This window comes from Brevundimonas sp. (assembly GCF_046299535.1).
Lineage (GTDB): Bacteria > Pseudomonadota > Alphaproteobacteria > Caulobacterales > Caulobacteraceae > Brevundimonas.
Genome location: NZ_JBKBIB010000015.1, coordinates 38,630 through 55,551 on the forward strand (window position 1 = coordinate 38,630; position 16,922 = coordinate 55,551).

A 16,922-nucleotide genomic window follows, 5' to 3' on the forward strand; every position below is an offset into this window, starting at 1 on the left:
GAAACCTAACCGGTGAAGATGCTGTCCGGCAAGGCGCCGACCACCGAGGTGGTGACCAGCGTCGCGAGGAACCCGCCCATCAGCGCCTTCCAGACCAGACCCAGCACCATCTCGCGCCGCTCGGGGATCAGGATGGACAGGCCGGTGACCGAAATCCCCACCGAGCCGATGTTGGCGAAGCCGCACAGGGCATAGGTCATCAGGCGGCGGGTGCGCTCGCTGATCTCGCCGTCCGGAATGGCGCCCAGCTCGATGAAGGCCACGAACTCGGTCAGGGTCAGCTTGACCCCCAGCAGCCAGCCGGCGGTTCCCGCCTCGCTCCACTGCACCCCGGTCGCCCACGCCAGCGGCGCGAAGGCGAAGCCCAGCAGGCGCTCCACCGTCACCGGCTCGCCGAACAGCCACAGCCCGCCCACCATCATGTTGACCAGGGTCATCAGGGCCACGAACACGATCAGGATGGCCGAGATGTTGAGCACCACCATCAGGCCGTCGGCCGTGCCCTTGGAGATGGCGTCGATGGCGCTGTCGTACTTCAGGGCCGAGTCATATTCGGCGTAGGCGCCGCCCTCCCCCGGCTTTTCCGGCACCAGAATGCGGGCCAGCAGCACCCCGGCGGGAGCCGAGACGATGGACGCCACCAGCACGTGCCCCGCCGCATTGGGCAGCACCGGCGCCAGAATGGTGGCGTAGGCCACCATGGTCGAGCCCGCCACGGTGGAGAAGCCCACCGTCATCAGCAGGAAGATCTCCGACCGGGTCAGCTTGTCCAGATAGGCGCGGATGACGATGGGGCTCTCGATCATGCCCAGGAAGATGTTGGACGCCACCGCCAGCGCCGAGGCGCCCCCCAGCCCCATGGACTTCTGGAACAGCAGGCCGAAGCCTTGCGTGATCCACTTCAGGATTTTCCAGTGCCACAACAGGGCCGACAGGGCCGAGATCACCAGAATCAGCGGCAGCACCTGGAAGGCGAAGACGAACAGCGCCCCCTGGTTCTCCACCGAATAGGGCTGATCCCCCCCGGCCAGATAGCCGAAGATGAACTGGGCCCCGCGCCGGGTGGCCGCCGCCAGCCCCTCCACCGCGCCGGAGATCACCGCCAGCCCGATATCCGCGCCCGGCACCCCGAACACGAACAGGATGATGGCCGTCTGGACCGCCACGGCCCCCAGCGCCAGCTTCCACGGAAAGGCCCGCCGGTTCTCCGACAGGGCCCAGCACAGGCCGATGATGACCGCCAGACCGATCAGGCTCTGGGCGTTGAGAAGGGTGAACATGCAAGGATCCCCGCCGGCGACCGGCCCTTTTCGCCCTTAGACGCAACAGGGGAGAGCTTGACAAGACCACGGCGCCAGATTGCAAGGGATGAAGCGGCGGGGCCGCATCGATCATCCCGGAGGGGACATGCGGCTGACCGCCATTCTCGTCGCCGTCACGGCGGCGCTGTGCCTGACCGCGTGCAGCGGGCCCGAGCCCTTCGGCGACGGCGGTCCCATCACGCCGGATCAGGCCGTGCGCGGCGCCCTCGAGGCCGACGACGACCGCCTCGAGACCGGCGAGCACACCGACGTCTGGACCTTCCCCGCCGCGCGGGGCGAGCGATATCTGGCGACGCTGGAGTCCGGCGATTTCGACCCCTATCTGATCGTTCGCGGCGCCGGCGTCAGCCTCGAGAACGACGACTCCGGCCGCGCCACCCGCGACAGCCTGGTCGACTTCATCGCCGCAGAGGACGGCGAGGTCTCGGTCACGGTCACCAGCTATGCGGCGGGCGAGACCGGCGATTATCGCCTGCGCGTCCGGCGCATCCGGGACCAGGGCGAGCCCCGGCCACAGTCCCTGCGCCTTGGCCGGTCGCAGAGCGGCGCGCTGGAGGCCGGCGGGCCGCGCCGGGAGTCCGGTCAGTATGTGGCCATCCATGAGTTCCAGGGCGTGTCCGGCCAGGTGGTGGACATCCGCCTGACCTCGGACGATTTCGACCCCTATCTGGAAATTTCGGGGCCGGACGGGTTCACCGACGCCAATGACGACGACCCGGAAAACGACCTGAACAGCCGCATCGTGGCCGCCCTGCCCGCCGACGGGACGTACCGCATCACGGTCACCAGCTATGCGCCCGGACAGATCGGCCGCTATCAGCTGACCGCCGCGACCGCCGACGCGGCCACCGCCGCCGGCTGGTCCAGCGGCATGGAGGCGGCGGCCGGCTCGCGCCTGTCCATGGGCGACACCATCCGCGGCGCCCTCGCCGACGGCGACGAGCAGCTGGAGTCCGGCGAATATGTGGACGGCTACCGCTTCATCGGCGCGCGCGGTCAGCGGGTGCGGATCGACGCGACCTCCACCGACTTCGACACCTATCTTATGCTGACCCTGCCCGACGGCGGCCAGCGCGAGAACGACGACGGGCCGGACGGGACCGACGCCCGCATGGACGAGGTCCTGCCCGCCGACGGCGAATACGTCATCCGCGTCACCAGCTATGAGCCCGGCGAAACCGGGGCCTATCGCCTGTCGCTGTCCGCCGGTCAGGAGTCCGCGCGTCAGCAGGGCGTGCAGGCGGGCCAGCGGGTCTTCGCCGTCATGGTCGGGGTGTCGGACTATGGCGGAACCACATCCAACCTGCCCTACACCGACGAGGACGCCGTCAATCTGGAGGCCGAGCTGCGCCGTCAGGGCGTGCTCAACCCCGCCAGCGTGCTTCTGACCAACGCCCAGGCCACCCGCGCCTCGGTCACGTCGGCCATCCAGAGAGTGGCGGCCCGGGCCGGGCCCGACGACGTGTTCCTGTTCTTCTTCTCGGGCCACGGGGTCCAGCATCCCACCACCTCGGACCGCGAGCTGGACGGCCAGAGCGAGCATCTGGTCCTGCGCGACGGCGAGATCAGCGACGTGGAGCTGGCGCGGATGCTGGGCAATGTGCGCGCGCGGCTGTCGTTGGTGGTGCTGGACGCCTGTTTCAGCGGCGGCTTCGCCCGCGAGGTGGTCAACCGGCCCGGCGTCATGGGCGTGTTCAGCTCTGAGGAAGACCTGACCAGCATGGTGGCCGACCGCTTCCAGGCCGGCGGCTACCTGTCGCACTTCCTGCGCACCGGCCTGGCGGGCCGCGCCGACGAGAACGGCGACCGTCTGGTCACCGCCGGCGAACTGGCCACCTACCTGCGCCGCCAGTTCCGCTCCGAGGTGCACGGCGTCGAGGCCGAAACCCGCGACGGCCAGCGCAACTACCAGAACCTGGTCATCGACCGCGGCGGCGTGCAGGTGGACGACGTGGTCATCCGGCTGGCGGGGGCGTGAGGCGGGGGGCTGTGGGGTAGTTGAGGTCGAAGGTCCGCTCTGCAGCAGTATCTGCCAAGGGCGGCCATGTCCGCGACATTAGCGTTTGGGCCGCCGACAACCTAGAGGTGCGAAGACCAGTGCTGCTCTGAGACGATAGCCACGGGTCGTCCCGCATCCCGCCACTCACTGGCCTTCAAAATCTTGGTACCGAAGGAGGAGTGCTTCCACGAGTCGGTAGCGTAGGCGCCAACCACCAGCACGTTGGTCTTCTGCGTCAGTGATCCGGCTGAACCGCCGCGCTCGGAGATTGCTCGCTCGCAGTCTTTCCGCTGCCCAAAGATGAAGGTTCCCGTGAAGCAGTAGACTTGGCTTTCGAACCGTAGCTGTGGAGCCGGATCGCATAGCGGCAAGGATGCAGGCTTCATGACCTCGCCCAGTTCAAAATCGCGGTTCGAAAGGCTGTTCAGCGTATCGAGAAGGGTGCTCTTCTCCTCCTCATCGACAACACCGTCAGCGAGGACCGCGTTGATGCGATTGTACAAGGTGCGGATCAGGGGTTGCTGGCTAATGGCGAGGTTCGCTGCCAACCACTTCTGCAGGAACTCAACCTCGCTGTGGTTCAAATCACCGTCCGCCGCCAGCCCGCGCGCCAAGCCGATGAGCTCATCGATTTGGCGGGACGTGATCCGATCATCACCGAGCCTATTGAGAATGGCCTCTTCCATGCGGCGCCCCCGACATCTACCCCATCCAAGCTAACAGAGAGCCATTAGCGCAGTACTGCAACCCATGTTCGGTTGCCCGCCGCTTCGGCGGCTACGACGGTGACGTGATTCAGGAGCGGTCTTCACCGACCAATCCAGAGTCGTGCATTTAATGGACGAGCGTTTCAAAACGGCAGAGCCGCGATGGTCGTCAACGTGGCGATCGGCGCGCCGGTCGCCTCTTCTCGTCAATTTGGGTGACGTCTGTCCTCACCGGGTAGCTGGCGTCCGTGTAGCTAAGCAGTAGTGGCGGGAAAGGCAGAATGTCCAGTTCCTTGCCTAGCTCGGCCGGTGTCAGGACGCGGGTTTTCAAGTTCTTGATGACCGGATGTCGGGCCTGCGCCCGCATCGCACGGATGAGCCGGTGGTCCATGGTCAGGAAGCACAGCATCTCGTGAACTTCGGCCGTCCGGATGTGCCAGGCATCCTGAGAGTTCTTAGCGCCTAGAACTTCCAGCAACGCGCGGTAGAGAGGGTCATCAGACGCAGCCAACCGCTCTTGCTGGATGTCGCGAGGGCTGCGCCGAGGCTCGATGGCAGAGCCGAAGATGCCATCCCAGTGGCGCCCATCGACGCTCTCTAACTCGCCGCCTCCGAACAGATTGTGATCGAACATACCCGTCGCTCGGAAACGGGCTGGAGGATGGGCCTCTCGCTCAGCCATCAACTCCGCCGAGGTCCGCAGTCTCAGCGATCCGAGCTTTCCGAGGTAGGCCAACCCGGGAAGGAACAGGATGTCCGAGTAAGCGGCCACGTCGGACTCAAACCGGTGGACCGGGACCCTGGCCATATAGCCCGTGTTGATCGGAACGACTCCGCCCCAAAGACTCTCGCCGGTGTCGATCCAGACCGTCTCATGCGTGACAGCGTGGTGGAGCACGCTGCTGTCTACGAGGACCAAAGGGGCGTTGCCGGCCAGTGACTTTCGCGCCTGCCACGTGCTCCAGTGCAGTAGCCGCTGCGCGATACCCGGTAGATATTTGAACCGAAGATGCTCGCTCTTGGCCTTCATCCATCGGACGCGGCGTGCGTAGAGGCGCTTGATCCACTTGAGCATCACGAGAGAGTGCCAGATTTTTTTAGGATCGTCGCCGATGACCAGCCTGATGATTGACCAAGACCGCCTGCCCATGGCGTGGCCAGCCCACCGACAAAGCGAGGTGTTTTGGTCAGCACTCGGTCGCGCTGTCGCCTCCTTCGGGTTCCTCGAATGGACTCTCCGCCGAGCAATCTTCGCGTTGACTGGTGATCATCTCGCGCCGACCGATGAAGTCGAACTTCGACAAGCGATGGCGGACTGGAACGATCGGCTAACGAAGGTCTCGACCTCCACGCTCGTCGCGTTGGCCAAGGCCTTCGAGACGGCAGCGCAAGAACACGGCCGTGCCGATATGGCATACGTGTCCGCGTTGGTCCGCGACATCAAGGAAGCCGCAGACGTGCGCAATGCGATCTGCCACGCTAGTTGGAACCCAATCAGTGCTGACTCTGCGCAGCCGTTGTACATCGCCGCCGTTGTAGGGGGGATGAAGGAGCCGAGCGTCTTCGAGACCTCAGTGGACGTGGCTTGGCTCAATCAGGTCCAGCGCCACGCAGCGGCTTTGGCCTGCTCGACCATGGACGTGGTGACGACGCTGGGGCTGGCCTTCCCGGGAGCCGTTGTCGAGGCGAATCGCTATTGATCTGGCGCTGGCGCATCTAACCACCGGCGCGCTGCTCCTCAGATTCACAACCTGATGCCATAAGCGGACGCAACCGCTGCTTGGTGCGAGATCATCGCCCCAGTTCACAACCTCCGCTACCCAGCAGCCCGTCTCCCTACCCCTGACGCCGCACCAGCCGTCCATAGTCCTCCATCAACCCCAGGCTCAGTTCGCCCGGCGTGAACCCATACTCGCCGATCTGGCCCACCGGCGTCACCTCCGCCGCCGTGCCGGTGACGAAGCACTCGGTGAAGCCGGACAGCTCCTCGGGGCGGATGTGGCGCACCACCACCTCGATGCCCTTGGCCGCCGCCAGATCGATCACCGTGCGGCGGGTGATGCCGTCGAGGATGGCGTCGGTGGGCGGGGTGTGCAGCACGCCGTCCTGCACGAAGAACACATTGGCGCCGGTGGCCTCGGCCACATAGCCGCGCCAGTCCAGCATCATGGCGTCGGAGAAGCCGTTCTTCTCGGCCGCCATCTTGGACAGGGTGCAGATCATGTACAGGCCCGCCGCCTTGGCCGCCGAGGGGGCGGTGGCCGGGTCGGGGCGGCGCCACTTGGCCCACTCCAGCCGGATGCCCTTCGCCTTGGTCTCGGCGTCGAAATAGCTGGGCCATTCCCAGGCGGCGATGGCCACGCGGGTCTTGTTGGGGAAGGCCGAGACGCTCAGCTGCTCGGGACCGCGGAAAGCCACGGCGCGGATGTAGCAGTCGGTAAAGCCCATCTTCGCGCAGGTGGCGCGCTTGGCTTCGTCCAGATCGGCGACGCTGAACGGAATCTCGAAGTCCAGCATGCCGGCGGATCGATGCAGACGCTCGGAATGCTCTGTGATCTTGAAGATTTCCCCGTCATACATACGCTCGCCTTCAAACACGGAAGAGGCGTAGTGTAGGCCGTGGGTCAGAACGTGCGTCTTCGCTTCCCGCCAGGGCACGAAGTCGCCGTCCATCCAGATCCAGCCGTCACGATCGTCGAAGGGAACGAACGTCATTGAACAAATTCTCCTGCACCGATTCCCCGTTTAGAACGGGCGCGGCCGCCCAGGTCAACGCCCCGCCGCCGGGAGGTGTTCAATGAGCGGGCCGGATTCACGCGCGGCAAGCGGACGGTCGGGGCCCGTAGCGGCGCCGGGCGAAGGCCGTCACCTGCTGGTGGTGGACGACGACGACCGCATCCGCGAACTGCTGAAGGAATATCTGGCGCGCGAGGGATTCCGCGTCACCGGCGCGGCGCACGCCGCCGCCGCGCGGCGGCTGATGGAGCTGCTGGAGTTCGATCTGGTGGTGCTGGACATCATGATGCCGGGCGAGGACGGCCTGTCCCTGACCAGCTGGGTGCGGTCCAAGGCGGCCACCTCCAGCACCCCGGTGCTGCTGCTCACCGCGCGCGGCGACGCCGATGACCGCATCGAGGGCCTGTCGCGCGGCGCGGACGACTACATGTCCAAGCCCTTCGATCCGCGCGAACTGCGCCTGCGCATCGACGCCATCCTGCGCCGGACGGGCCCCAAGCCCATCGGGCCGAAGGAAATCCATCTGGGCGACGCCCTGTTCGACATGGAGCGGCTGGAACTGACCCGCGACGGCCAGCCCCAGCGCCTGACCGAGGCCGAGGCCCAGTTGCTCAAGACCTTGGCCCAGAGCGCCCACGCCCCGGTCGAGCGCATGCAGCTGGCCTCCGACACCGCCGACATCACCGGCCGCGCCGTGGACGTGCAGGTGACCCGCCTGCGCCGCAAGCTGGAGAAGGACCCCAAGAACCCCCGCTACCTGCAGACGGTGCGCGGCGTCGGCTACATGCTGGCGCCGGACTGATGAGCCTCGCCGGCCATTCCTGGCGCTACTGGCCCCGGTTCTGGGCGCGGTTCCTCAGGCGGCGGCTGCCCACCTCCCTCTGGGGGCGTTCGCTGCTGATCATCATCCTGCCGGTGTTCCTGATGCAAGTGGCGGTGACCTGGGCCTTCTTCGACGCCCACTGGCAGACCGTCACCGCGCGCCTGTCCGAGGGTCTGGCCGGCGAGATCGCCTGGGCGGTTGAAAGCTACGCCGACGACCCCTCCCCCTCGAACCTGGCGACCATCGCCGACCGGGCGGAGCGGTCGATGCAGCTGTCCATCGCCCTGCAGGAGGGCCGGACCCTGCCCGACAGCCGGGACTCCAGCGTCTTCGGCGTGGTCGACCGCACCCTGGACGAGGCCCTGGACTCCCGGCTGGACGACCCGTTCTGGTTCAGCACCACCCGCTATCCGGCCTATGTGGACATCCAGGTCCAGCAGCCCCAGGGCGTGCTGCGCATCATCGCCCCCCGCGAGCGGGCCGTGGCGACCCAGGGGCACATCTTCGTGCTGTGGCTGACCCTGGCCACGGTGCTGCTGATGTCGGTGGCCATCCTGTTCATCCGCAACCAGGTGCGCGCCATCGAGCGGCTGTCCGAGGCCGCCGAGGATTTCGGGCGCGGCATCGACGCCCCGCGCTTCCGCCCGTCCGGCGCGCGCGAGGTGCGCTCGGCCGCCCGCGCCTTCATGGACATGCGCGAGCGCATCCAGCGCCACATCGAACAGCGCACCGTGCTGCTGGCCTCGGTCAGCCACGACCTGCGCACGCCCCTGACCCGCCTCCGTCTGGAGCTGGCCCTGGCCGACCAGAACCGGCGCACCCAGGCCATGCTGGGCGATCTGGACGAGATGGAGCACATGATCGACGAGTATCTGGCCTTCGCCCGCGGCGAGGCCGGCGAGGCGTCCCGGTCCATCGACCTGAAGGCCCTGCTGGACAACATCGGCGCCCAGGTCCGGAAGCGCGGGGCCAGGGTGTCGATCGTCGCCCCGGACGGCCCGGTGCAGGCCCGGGTGCGCCCCCTGGCCTTTCGCCGCGCCCTGACCAATCTGGCCGGCAACGCCGCCGACCACGGCGGGCGGGTGCGGCTGTCCCTGACCCCCGCCGGCGACGGCGTCGAGATCGCTGTGGAGGACGACGGCCCCGGCATCCCCGAGGCTCAGCACGAGGACGCCTTCCGCCCGTTCTCGCGCCTGGACGACGCCCGCAACCAGAACACCAAGGGGGTCGGCCTGGGCCTGGCCATCGCCCGCGACGTGGCCCGCAGCCACGGCGGCGACATCACCCTGGGCGCCAGCGATCTGGGCGGTCTGAAAGCCGTGATCCGCCTGCCCGGCTGACCGGCCGGTGATCACAAGGTCGTGCTCACCCTCTGGTCAAACTGTCGCATTGAGGCCATGTTTCTCGGTGGAGCCTGCATCCGGGGCTCTTCAGGAGGCTTACCATGCGTACGATTTCCTTCCTCGCCGCCGCGGGCGCCGCGGTGACCCTGGCCGGCGCCGCCTATGCACAGCCCGCCGAGATCACGGTCACGATTGGAAGCGACCTTGATCGCGAAGCCTCCCGAAACCTGGGACAGGCCGAGGTTGTCCAGCGCGCGCGCGTGCTTGAGCACCGTCTGGCCCGGGAACTGGCGTCCAACCCCGCCTATGACGGCGCACGTATCAATCTGGTGCTGGTGGACCTGGCCCCCAACCGGCCGACGCAGCAGCGACTGAGGAACACGCCCGGCCTGGATTTCATCAACAGTTTCAGTGTCGGCGGCGCTGCAATCGAAGGCGAGATCACCACCGCGGACGGTCAGGTCCGTCCGGTCCGGTACGACTGGTACAGCCACAACATTCGTGACGCGCGGTATCAGAGCACCTGGCACGATGCCGACCGCGCCTTCATGCGTTTCTCGCGTCAGTTGTCAGACGGCCAGCTGTAAGAATCAGCTTCGGGACAGCGCCGCCGCCCGGGCGACCGCGGCGGCGGCGGCTTCCGAGACCAGCCGCTCCAGCGCGCCATCCTGCGCAAACACGTCCAGCGCGGCCCGTGTGGTGCCGCCCGGCGACGCCACCCGCGCGATGAGGTCCTCGGCCCGCGCGCCGTCCTGTTTCATGGCCGCGGCGGCGGACACCAGCGTCCCGGACGCCAGGGCTTCGGCCTGATCGGGCGACAGCCCCTGCTCCACCCCGGCCTTGGTCAGGGCGTCCACAAAGGCGAAGAAATAGGCCTGACCAGAGCCGGACACGGCGGTGGCGGCGTCCATCAGCCCCTCGTCGCCCAGCCCCACCACCTTGGCCACCGGCGCGAACAGACCGCGCACCCTGTCCAGATCCGCATCGCTCTGCGCCCAGATGGAGGCCACGCCCTCGCCCACCGCCATGCTGGTGGTGGGCATGACCCGCGCCACCGGCCGCGGCGCGAAGCCCGCCGACAGGTCCGGGGCCCGCACGCCCGCCATCATGGAGATGATCAGGGCGTCCGGGGCCAGCTTTCCGTCAAGATCGGCCGCCACCTGCCGCCACATGGCCGGCTTCACGCCCAGGATCACCCGGTCGGCGCGGGCCAGCACCTCGTCGTCCGGATTGATCACGGCGCCCTTGTCGCGCGCGGCCTCGGCCACGGTCTTGGAAGACGGGGTGACGATGATCAGCTGGCGCGGGTCCAGCCCGCCGGTCTTCAGCCACCCTTCCACCAGCGACGACCCCAGTCGTCCGCAGCCCACGAGAATGACAGGTCGATCCGTCAAGGCCTCAGGCGGTTCCCGCGGTTTCAAACAGGCAGGCGTCGATGGCGTCGCGCGGGGAGCTGCCCCCGCGGATCAGATAGTCGAACGCCGGGAAATAGCGGTCCGCGGCGTCGATGGCCGCGTCGATCATGGACGCCGCCTGGGCCAGGGTCGGCCGCTCGCCGTGCGGCAGGGCCAGGGCATGGCGGAACACGATCTCGCCGTCCTCGCTCCACACCTCGAAATGCCCCAGCCAGACCCGCTGGTTCAACAGCGACGCCAGCTCGAAGGCCGCCGGGCGGCGCGTCTTCGGCGCCCGGATGTCCAGCGAACAGCTCAGTTGCAGACAGTCGCCCTCGGGCCGCCAGGCGAACCACAGCTCGTAGTCCTTCCAGTCGCCCGCCAGGGCGAAGGCCAGGTCGCCCTGGTCCGTGCGGTCGAACGGCAGGTTCTCGGCCGTCAGCACATGCTCCACCACGTCGAGCGGGTCGTACGGGATTTCGACCTCGTCGGGGGTCAGTGCGTCCATGAAGCAGTCCGGTCCCTCGCCGAGGGCGTGAGTGTGTCGAGACGGAGCGACTCACGCCCCATGCACGGACGGTAGGCGTGTTCGCAGATTCGGCTCAACCGGCTGCGTCCTGTGGGCGAGCCCCGGCTGTGGACGTTCCCTTTCCAGGCGTCTTTACGGCTGTTTTCGCGGGCTTTTTCAGCTCGGCGACTTCGGCGCGCAGGGCGGCGATCTCGGCCTTCAGCGCGTCGAACTCGTCGCGGCGCACCAGATCCATGTCCGCCACGAAGCGGTCGGCCTGCGCCCGCCAGGCGGCCCTGGCCTCCTCGCCCGCCGCCTGGGCCAGGCCCATGGCGCCGGTGGTCAGCTTGGCGAATTCATCGAGAAACGGATTGCGGGTCTGCATGGGACTGTCCTGGCGACTCAAAGGGCGCGGCGCGCCCGTTAACTTTCCGCCCGACATGGTGAATGAAACCTTTCGATCCAAGGGATGATGGCCGGAAGCTGTTGGAATCCGGCCCAGGCGCCCCCATTTTGGTCCCATGACCGATCAGACCCCTCGCCGCTCCGCCTCCGGCTTCGACCTGACCCCGCCGAGCTCCACACAGCTGGCCATCCTCGAGCACGACCTGAACGACGAGGAGCGGCGCGTGCTGCTGAACCACGGCACCGAGGCGCCGTTCTGCGGAACCCTGCTGGCGGAAAAGCGCGCGGGCGTCTTCTGCTGCCGTCTGTGCGGCCTGCCCCTTTTCCAGACAAAGACCAAATTCGAAAGCGGCACCGGCTGGCCCAGCTTCAACACGCCTTATGACCCCGACCACGTGGCGGCGATCACGGATACGTCCTTCGGCATGGTGCGGGTCGAGACGCGCTGCGCCCGCTGCGACAGCCACCAGGGCCACGTGTTCCCCGACGGCCCGCCGCCCACCGGCGACCGCTACTGCATCAATTCTGCGGCCCTCAGCTTCACCCCGGACGGCGAGCCCCTGCCCGATCCGCTGGGGCGCGGCGATCATCTGCCCGGGTGACACGACCCCGCCGCATTCAGCCGTCAGCGTGACGGCACTGGAGTAAAAGCCATGATCCTGACCGCCCTCGCCGTTCTGGTCCTGTCCGACCAGCCCATCGCCACGGCCGGCCGCGCCCAGGGTCATGTGCAGGCCCCCTCCGTGGCCGCGGAGCCCGTCGCGCCCTCGATCACCGGGGCCCGGGCCATGAGCACCGACGAGCAGATCGCCGCCTGGATCGGCGCCTCCCCCGGGGTGCAAATGGACCGGGGCGAGGGCCCGCTGGACTACGACGCCCCCTTCGAACCCGAGCGCCGCATCCGGGGCGAGGTCAGCGCGGCCATCGGCTCCCACGGCTACCAGGCCTTCGGCGTCGGCGTCTCCATCCCCATCGGAGAAAGCGGCCTGATCAGCCTGCACTACAGCGAGAGCGAGGGCCGGTTCGGCGGCTACAGCCCATATGGCTACGGGCCATATTCTGATCACCGCTATGACGGCTATGGCATCCACTCCAGGTCCCGGCTCGGCGCCGGCGAGCCCTGGAACGTCTGGGGCGACGACGAGCTGACCAGTCGGGCGCTGCGGACGCGGGGCGTTACCGCCATCCCCGACGCTCAGCGCTGGTCAACACAAAGAGACCGTTGATTTCTTCTAATCGCGTGAAGGGAAAGCCCAGCGCTCAAGACGCCCCTCTTCCTGAATCGTGACGCCCGGCATGGCGCCCCGGCAGAAGGGGACGATATGTGGCAACCGGCTGACCTGACGGACCATCCCTTCAAGCGCTGCGATCTCCGGGTCGCGGAGGGCGTGGCCGTTCAGCGTTGCAAAAACCGTCGGCTCGGCGAATTCGCGCCCATAGTCATTGGTTGCTGAGGAAACTGACACAACAACCACTGCAGCGTTCCCATTACATGACCATGCCAGATTGACGCTGGTAGAGCCAGGGGCGGTGTAGAAGACCTCAGTCGCGATTATCGGCTCCAGAGCTGCGGGTTCCTGGCCTGCAAGGGAAGCCAGCAGACTGACAAGCAGATCAGATATCATCACAGCCGCTCCCGTCCACGGTATCGTGGCTCACATCCCAAACCTCGGCGGACTTATCACGTTCATAGCCACCTTCACCCTGATTTGGGTTAGAGCTGACCCGGCAGGGTGAACAAAATTCCACGAACATTCGGGAGGTTGGCGCCGCATCAAGGCGCATCGCGGAGCCGGGCGCGCAATCGGCTCACCCTGCTACCGGGCTTCGAAAGCGGCTTCGCCAGCTTCAGCTACAATGATCCAAACCGGTAATGCAAAAAGACCCGGACGAAAGTCCGGGCCTCTTGCTTCAGATGGTGCCGCCGGGGGGAATCGAACCCACGACCTCAGCCTTACCAAGGATGCGCTCTACCACTGAGCTACGGCGGCGAAATCTGAGGAAGCGGCCGTATAGCCAATACGTTCGCCCGATGCAAAGGCCAAAACGCCTCTTGATCGCATTCCTGCATCCGGCCTTTATCGCCCGGTGAAAAGCCCGCCCGACACGCCGTTGCAAAAGCCCCCGACGCCCGCCGAGAAAGCGAAGGCGGAGCGGGCCGCGCGTCTGGCCGCCGCCCTGCGGACGAATCTCCGCCGTCGCAAGGCGCCGCCGCCTTCGCCCGCTGACCCGGACTGATTCCTCATCGGCGGGATGCGCCTGCGTCCCGGATTGACGCAGGCGGGCGCCACGCTGGCGTCATGCAGGATGTTCATACCCCAGCCGCCACAGTTCCCGCCGGTCATCGCATGCGCTCGCCCGAGACCTGGGAGTCCGCCCGCGCCGCCTATCTGGCGGGCGAAAGCGCCCAGTCGGTCTGCGAACGTTTCGACCTGGGCCTGTCCGCCTTCCGCGATCGCGCGCGCCGAGAGGGCTGGCGCCGCGCCGACGCGCCCGATCCCGATCCGGCCGCAGACGACGACCTCTTCGACGACCCGGCGCCCCTGCCTTCGCGCGAAGAGATGATGGACACGCTCTGGCGCATCGCCGCGCGGGCCCTCCGGCGCGGCCGCACCGCCGAGGCCCACCGCTGCCTGGCCGCGCACGCGCGCCTCGCCGAACAGGCCCGCGCCGATCGGCGGGCGGAACAGCACGCCGAAGCCGAGGCGAAGACCGTCGAACACCGGGGCGCGGTCCAGCGCATCCGCGCCATCGGTCATGCCGCCCGCGACGTGCGGGACGCTGCCTTGGACCGGGCCCGCGAGGCAGAGCGGGAATTGCACCAATTGCACCAATTGCACCGTGATTCCGGCGAGGTCCCGGCCACCGAGCCCCCCGACCGCCCACTCACCCGCGCTGAACGCCGCCGCCTGGAGAAAATGAAGCGAAAGCGATGAAGTGAGTCACCTCTGATCGATGCATGGGAATACGCCGGGTCAAAACCGGCGGCCCGACGGTTCAAGGTGTGTGACAGTCCGTTCTCGCCCCTTTCAACCGGCGCGCGAGACAGGCTAGATACCGCCCCCGCTTCGCCCGCGCCGGGCGCAGCCTCGACAGAGACCCCATGGACCGCATCGCCATCACCGGCGGCGCCCGGCTGAACGGATCCATTCCGGTCAGCGGCGCCAAGAACTCCGCCATCAAGCTGATGGCCGCATCGCTGCTGACCGACCAGCCGCTGCGCCTGACCAACATGCCGCGCCTGGCCGACACCCGGTTCCTGGGCGAACTGCTGAGCGGGCTGGGCGTCAGCGTCACCGAGCAGGACGGTCCCGACGGCGGCGAAACCGTGCTGCACGCCGCCGAGATCACCTCGACCTTCGCGCCCTACGAACTGGTCCGCCAGATGCGGGCGTCGTTCAATGTGCTGGGGCCGCTGCTGGCCCGCACAGGCCATGCCCGGGTCAGCCTGCCGGGCGGCTGCACCATCGGCGCGCGGCCGGTGGACCTGCACCTTCAGGCCCTGACTGCGCTCGGCGCCGTCATCGAGCTTGAGGAAGGCTATGTCTCGGCCCAGGCGCCGACCGGCCTGCGCGGCGCCGAGATCACCTTCCCCTTCATCTCCGTGGGCGCCACCGAGCACGCCTTGCTGGCCGCCGTGCTGGCGCAGGGGACGACCGTCCTGAACAATGCGGCGCGCGAGCCGGAGATCGGCGACCTGGCCCACTGCCTCAACGCCATGGGCGCGAAGGTGGAGGGCATCGACACCCACACCCTCACCATCACCGGCGTCGGCTCTCTTTCGGGCGCCGACTGGAGCGTCATTCCCGATCGCATCGAGGCGGGCACCTATGCGACCGCCGCCGCCATGACCGGCGGCGACGTGACCCTGACGAAGCTTCGGCCCGCCCTGCTGTCGGCCCTGACCGAAAAACTGCGCCTGGCCGGCGTGACGGTGGACGAGACGCCGGACGGCCTGCGCATCCGGCGCGATGGCGGACGCCTCCAGCCGGTCAATGTGACCACCGAGGTCTATCCCGGCTTCGCCACCGACCTGCAGGCCCAGTTCATGGCCCTGATGACCCTGGCCGACGGCGAGAGCGTCATCTCCGAGACCATCTTCGAGAACCGCTTCATGCATGTGCCCGAGCTGATGCGCCTGGGCGCCGACATCTCGGTGCACGGCGGCGAGGCCCGGGTTCGGGGCGTTCAGGCCCTGCACGGCGCCGAGGTCATGGCCACCGACCTGCGCGCTTCGGTCAGCCTGGTGATCGCGGGTCTGGCCGCGGAGGGTGAAACCACCATCGGCCGGGTCTATCATCTGGATCGCGGCTTCGAACGGCTTGAGGAAAAGCTGGGGGCCTGCGGCGCCGAGGTGCGACGTCTGAAAGGCGATGAGGATGGACACTGAGACCCCCGCCGTCGATGCGGACCTGAACCAGGACAAGACCACGGAGGACAAGGGCCCGCCCCTGCCGCCCCTGCGTCTGCTGGCCGAGGATCATGAGGATCTGCTGATCATCTCGGCGGCGCTGCAGGACGCCATCCTGACGCCGGGCGACATCCTGTGGGAAAGCGCGGCCCGGCGACTGACCATCACCCTGCGCCGGTTCTGCTGGGAATGCGGCGGCACGCGGGTCCAGGCGGCGCTGCAGTTCGGCGACGTCATGGCGGTGAAGAGCCGCGACATGCCCCGCGCCCCCGAGATCCCGCTGGAGTTGCTGGCCATGGACTTCATGCCGGGCGAGGCGCCGGGCGGGCGGATCATCATGATGTTCGCCGGCGGCGGCGACCTGCGCGTGGACGTGGAGTGCATGAACGCGGTCCTGGCCGACATCTCCGAACGCTGGCGCGCCAGGCGGGCGCCCCGGCATGACGAGGAGCCCGCATGAGCGGTCCCCATCGCCTGTCCGCCGTCGATCTGGACGAAACCTCCCTGCCCTCGGCCACCGCCGAGATCGAGCACGCCCGCCGCGTGGCCATCTTCGATCTGGTCGAGCAGAACAGCTTCATCCCCGTCGGCGCCGACGGCGGGCCGTACCAGCTGAAGCTGTCCCTGCAGGACAGCCGCCTGGCCATGGAGATCACCGGCCCCGGCTATCACAAGGGCCATCTGCTGTCCCTGACGCCGCTCAAGACCGTGATCCGCGACTATCTGATGATCTGCGACAGCTATTACGAAGCCCTGCGCGGCTCGTCGGCCAGCCAGATCGAGTCCGTCGACATGGGCCGGCGCGGCCTGCACAACGAAGGCGCCGAGGCCATCAAGGCGCGCCTGGACGGCAAGGTGGAGCTGGACCACGAAACCGCCCGCCGCCTGTTCACCCTCATCTGCGCCCTGTGGCGTCGGGGCTGATCCGATCCTATTTGCGGGCAGAACTCGACGCCCGCCCCGTTTTGGTGCATTAGGCCGCGTCCATTTCCGAGCCGCGCCCACGCCCGGCGCGGCCGTTACCCGTTTCCCGAGGGCGAGAGAGACTGCATGTCGAAGGAAGAACTGCTCGAGTTTCCGGGCGTCGTCAGTGAACTGCTGCCCAACGCGACCTTCCGCGTGAAGCTGGAGAACGACCACGAGATCATCGCCCACACCGCCGGCAAGATGCGCAAGAACCGCATCCGCGTGCTGGCCGGCGACAAGGTGCTGGTTGAGATGACCCCCTACGACCTGACCAAGGGTCGCATCACCTATCGCTTCAAGTAAGGCGG

20 protein-coding genes and 1 tRNA gene are annotated in these 16,922 nt (G+C 67.6%); 12 read left to right on the forward strand and 9 right to left on the reverse strand.

The genetic code is table 11. The features are described 5' to 3' along the window. Positions 1 to 5: 5 nt before the first annotated feature. Positions 6 to 1,280 carry a NupC/NupG family nucleoside CNT transporter gene (locus ACK4FB_RS12660; RefSeq protein ID WP_409752815.1) on the reverse strand — a complete coding sequence of 425 codons (1,275 nt, stop codon included), beginning with the start codon at positions 1,278 to 1,280 and terminating at the stop codon, positions 6 to 8. Between the two features lie 127 nt (positions 1,281 to 1,407). Between ACK4FB_RS12660 and ACK4FB_RS12665 the strand changes: the two genes are divergently transcribed. Beyond that, positions 1,408 to 3,300 (forward strand): caspase family protein, encoded by a 1,893-nt coding sequence (locus ACK4FB_RS12665; protein WP_409752817.1) that lies wholly within the window; start codon positions 1,408 to 1,410, stop codon positions 3,298 to 3,300. A 101-nt stretch (positions 3,301 to 3,401) separates the two neighbouring features. Here ACK4FB_RS12665 and ACK4FB_RS12670 read toward each other — a convergent pair whose 3' ends face one another. Beyond that, positions 3,402 to 4,007, reverse strand: coding sequence for a hypothetical protein (locus tag ACK4FB_RS12670; RefSeq protein ID WP_409752820.1), 606 nt, complete (start codon positions 4,005 to 4,007; stop codon positions 3,402 to 3,404). 190 nt (positions 4,008 to 4,197) lie between these two features. Then, entirely contained in the window at positions 4,198 to 5,103 is a 906-nt protein-coding gene (locus ACK4FB_RS12675) for a hypothetical protein (RefSeq protein WP_409752823.1), read from the reverse strand. A gap of 37 nt (positions 5,104 to 5,140) precedes the next feature. Between ACK4FB_RS12675 and ACK4FB_RS12680 the strand changes: the two genes are divergently transcribed. Then, on the forward strand, positions 5,141 to 5,728 hold the full coding sequence (locus ACK4FB_RS12680; protein WP_409752826.1) for a hypothetical protein: 588 nt from the start codon (positions 5,141 to 5,143) through the stop codon (positions 5,726 to 5,728). A 136-nt stretch (positions 5,729 to 5,864) separates the two neighbouring features. Here ACK4FB_RS12680 and ACK4FB_RS12685 read toward each other — a convergent pair whose 3' ends face one another. Beyond that, positions 5,865 to 6,743, reverse strand: a complete 879-nt coding sequence (locus ACK4FB_RS12685; RefSeq protein ID WP_409752830.1) for a branched-chain amino acid aminotransferase — start codon at positions 6,741 to 6,743, stop codon at positions 5,865 to 5,867. Positions 6,744 to 6,825: 82 nt separating this feature from the next. Between ACK4FB_RS12685 and ACK4FB_RS12690 the strand changes: the two genes are divergently transcribed. The 3 genes from ACK4FB_RS12690 to ACK4FB_RS12700 all read left to right on the forward strand — a co-directional run bounded on the left by ACK4FB_RS12690 (position 6,826) and on the right by ACK4FB_RS12700 (position 9,517). After that, positions 6,826 to 7,566, forward strand: a complete 741-nt coding sequence (locus tag ACK4FB_RS12690) for a response regulator (RefSeq protein WP_409752833.1) — start codon at positions 6,826 to 6,828, stop codon at positions 7,564 to 7,566. Beyond that, positions 7,566 to 8,927, forward strand: coding sequence for an ATP-binding protein (locus tag ACK4FB_RS12695; protein WP_409752836.1), 1,362 nt, complete (start codon positions 7,566 to 7,568; stop codon positions 8,925 to 8,927). The genes ACK4FB_RS12690 and ACK4FB_RS12695 overlap by 1 nt, the downstream gene beginning before the upstream one ends. Before the next feature lie 104 nt (positions 8,928 to 9,031). After that, a complete protein-coding gene (locus tag ACK4FB_RS12700) occupies positions 9,032 to 9,517 on the forward strand; it encodes a hypothetical protein (RefSeq protein WP_409752839.1) in 486 nt (161 codons plus the stop codon). A 3-nt stretch (positions 9,518 to 9,520) separates the two neighbouring features. On the opposite strand, the gene proC is transcribed toward ACK4FB_RS12700, so the two are convergent. The 3 genes from proC to ACK4FB_RS12715 form a co-directional block, all read right to left on the reverse strand. Continuing rightward, on the reverse strand, positions 9,521 to 10,324 hold the full coding sequence (gene proC / locus ACK4FB_RS12705) for a pyrroline-5-carboxylate reductase (RefSeq protein WP_409752842.1): 804 nt from the start codon (positions 10,322 to 10,324) through the stop codon (positions 9,521 to 9,523). Between the two features lie 4 nt (positions 10,325 to 10,328). Then, positions 10,329 to 10,832 (reverse strand): YbjN domain-containing protein, encoded by a 504-nt coding sequence (locus tag ACK4FB_RS12710; RefSeq protein ID WP_409752845.1) that lies wholly within the window; start codon positions 10,830 to 10,832, stop codon positions 10,329 to 10,331. A 94-nt stretch (positions 10,833 to 10,926) separates the two neighbouring features. Next, on the reverse strand, positions 10,927 to 11,217 hold the full coding sequence (locus ACK4FB_RS12715) for an accessory factor UbiK family protein (RefSeq protein ID WP_409752848.1): 291 nt from the start codon (positions 11,215 to 11,217) through the stop codon (positions 10,927 to 10,929). A gap of 136 nt (positions 11,218 to 11,353) precedes the next feature. Here ACK4FB_RS12715 and msrB point away from each other — a divergent pair, with 136 nt between their 5' ends. Together msrB and ACK4FB_RS12725 are read left to right on the forward strand one after the other, a co-directional pair. After that, on the forward strand, positions 11,354 to 11,839 hold the full coding sequence (gene msrB / locus ACK4FB_RS12720) for a peptide-methionine (R)-S-oxide reductase MsrB (protein ID WP_409752851.1): 486 nt from the start codon (positions 11,354 to 11,356) through the stop codon (positions 11,837 to 11,839). A gap of 51 nt (positions 11,840 to 11,890) precedes the next feature. Beyond that, positions 11,891 to 12,463 carry a hypothetical protein gene (locus tag ACK4FB_RS12725; RefSeq protein WP_409752854.1) on the forward strand — a complete coding sequence of 191 codons (573 nt, stop codon included), beginning with the start codon at positions 11,891 to 11,893 and terminating at the stop codon, positions 12,461 to 12,463. A 6-nt stretch (positions 12,464 to 12,469) separates the two neighbouring features. Here the strand turns inward: ACK4FB_RS12725 and ACK4FB_RS12730 are convergent, their stop codons facing one another. Together ACK4FB_RS12730 and ACK4FB_RS12735 are read right to left on the reverse strand one after the other, a co-directional pair. Beyond that, entirely contained in the window at positions 12,470 to 12,862 is a 393-nt protein-coding gene (locus tag ACK4FB_RS12730; RefSeq protein WP_409752857.1) for a hypothetical protein, read from the reverse strand. 291 nt (positions 12,863 to 13,153) lie between these two features. Beyond that, positions 13,154 to 13,228, reverse strand: a tRNA-Thr gene (locus tag ACK4FB_RS12735). A 357-nt stretch (positions 13,229 to 13,585) separates the two neighbouring features. On the opposite strand from ACK4FB_RS12735, the gene ACK4FB_RS12740 reads away from it, so the two are divergent. The 5 genes from ACK4FB_RS12740 to infA all read left to right on the forward strand — a co-directional run bounded on the left by ACK4FB_RS12740 (position 13,586) and on the right by infA (position 16,917). Continuing rightward, positions 13,586 to 14,173, forward strand: a complete 588-nt coding sequence (locus ACK4FB_RS12740) for a hypothetical protein (protein ID WP_409752860.1) — start codon at positions 13,586 to 13,588, stop codon at positions 14,171 to 14,173. A gap of 167 nt (positions 14,174 to 14,340) precedes the next feature. Next, positions 14,341 to 15,627, forward strand: a complete 1,287-nt coding sequence (murA, locus tag ACK4FB_RS12745; RefSeq protein WP_409752862.1) for a UDP-N-acetylglucosamine 1-carboxyvinyltransferase — start codon at positions 14,341 to 14,343, stop codon at positions 15,625 to 15,627. Further along, positions 15,617 to 16,108: a DUF2948 family protein gene (locus ACK4FB_RS12750; protein WP_409752865.1), complete on the forward strand. Its 492-nt coding sequence runs from the start codon at positions 15,617 to 15,619 to the stop codon at positions 16,106 to 16,108. The genes murA and ACK4FB_RS12750 overlap by 11 nt, the downstream gene beginning before the upstream one ends. After that, entirely contained in the window at positions 16,105 to 16,572 is a 468-nt protein-coding gene (locus ACK4FB_RS12755; protein ID WP_409752868.1) for a UPF0262 family protein, read from the forward strand. Before ACK4FB_RS12750 ends, ACK4FB_RS12755 begins: the two co-directional genes overlap by 4 nt. Before the next feature lie 126 nt (positions 16,573 to 16,698). Next, complete coding sequence (infA, locus tag ACK4FB_RS12760) at positions 16,699 to 16,917, forward strand: translation initiation factor IF-1 (protein WP_021698539.1); 219 nt, start codon at positions 16,699 to 16,701, stop codon at positions 16,915 to 16,917. Positions 16,918 to 16,922 lie beyond the last annotated feature (5 nt).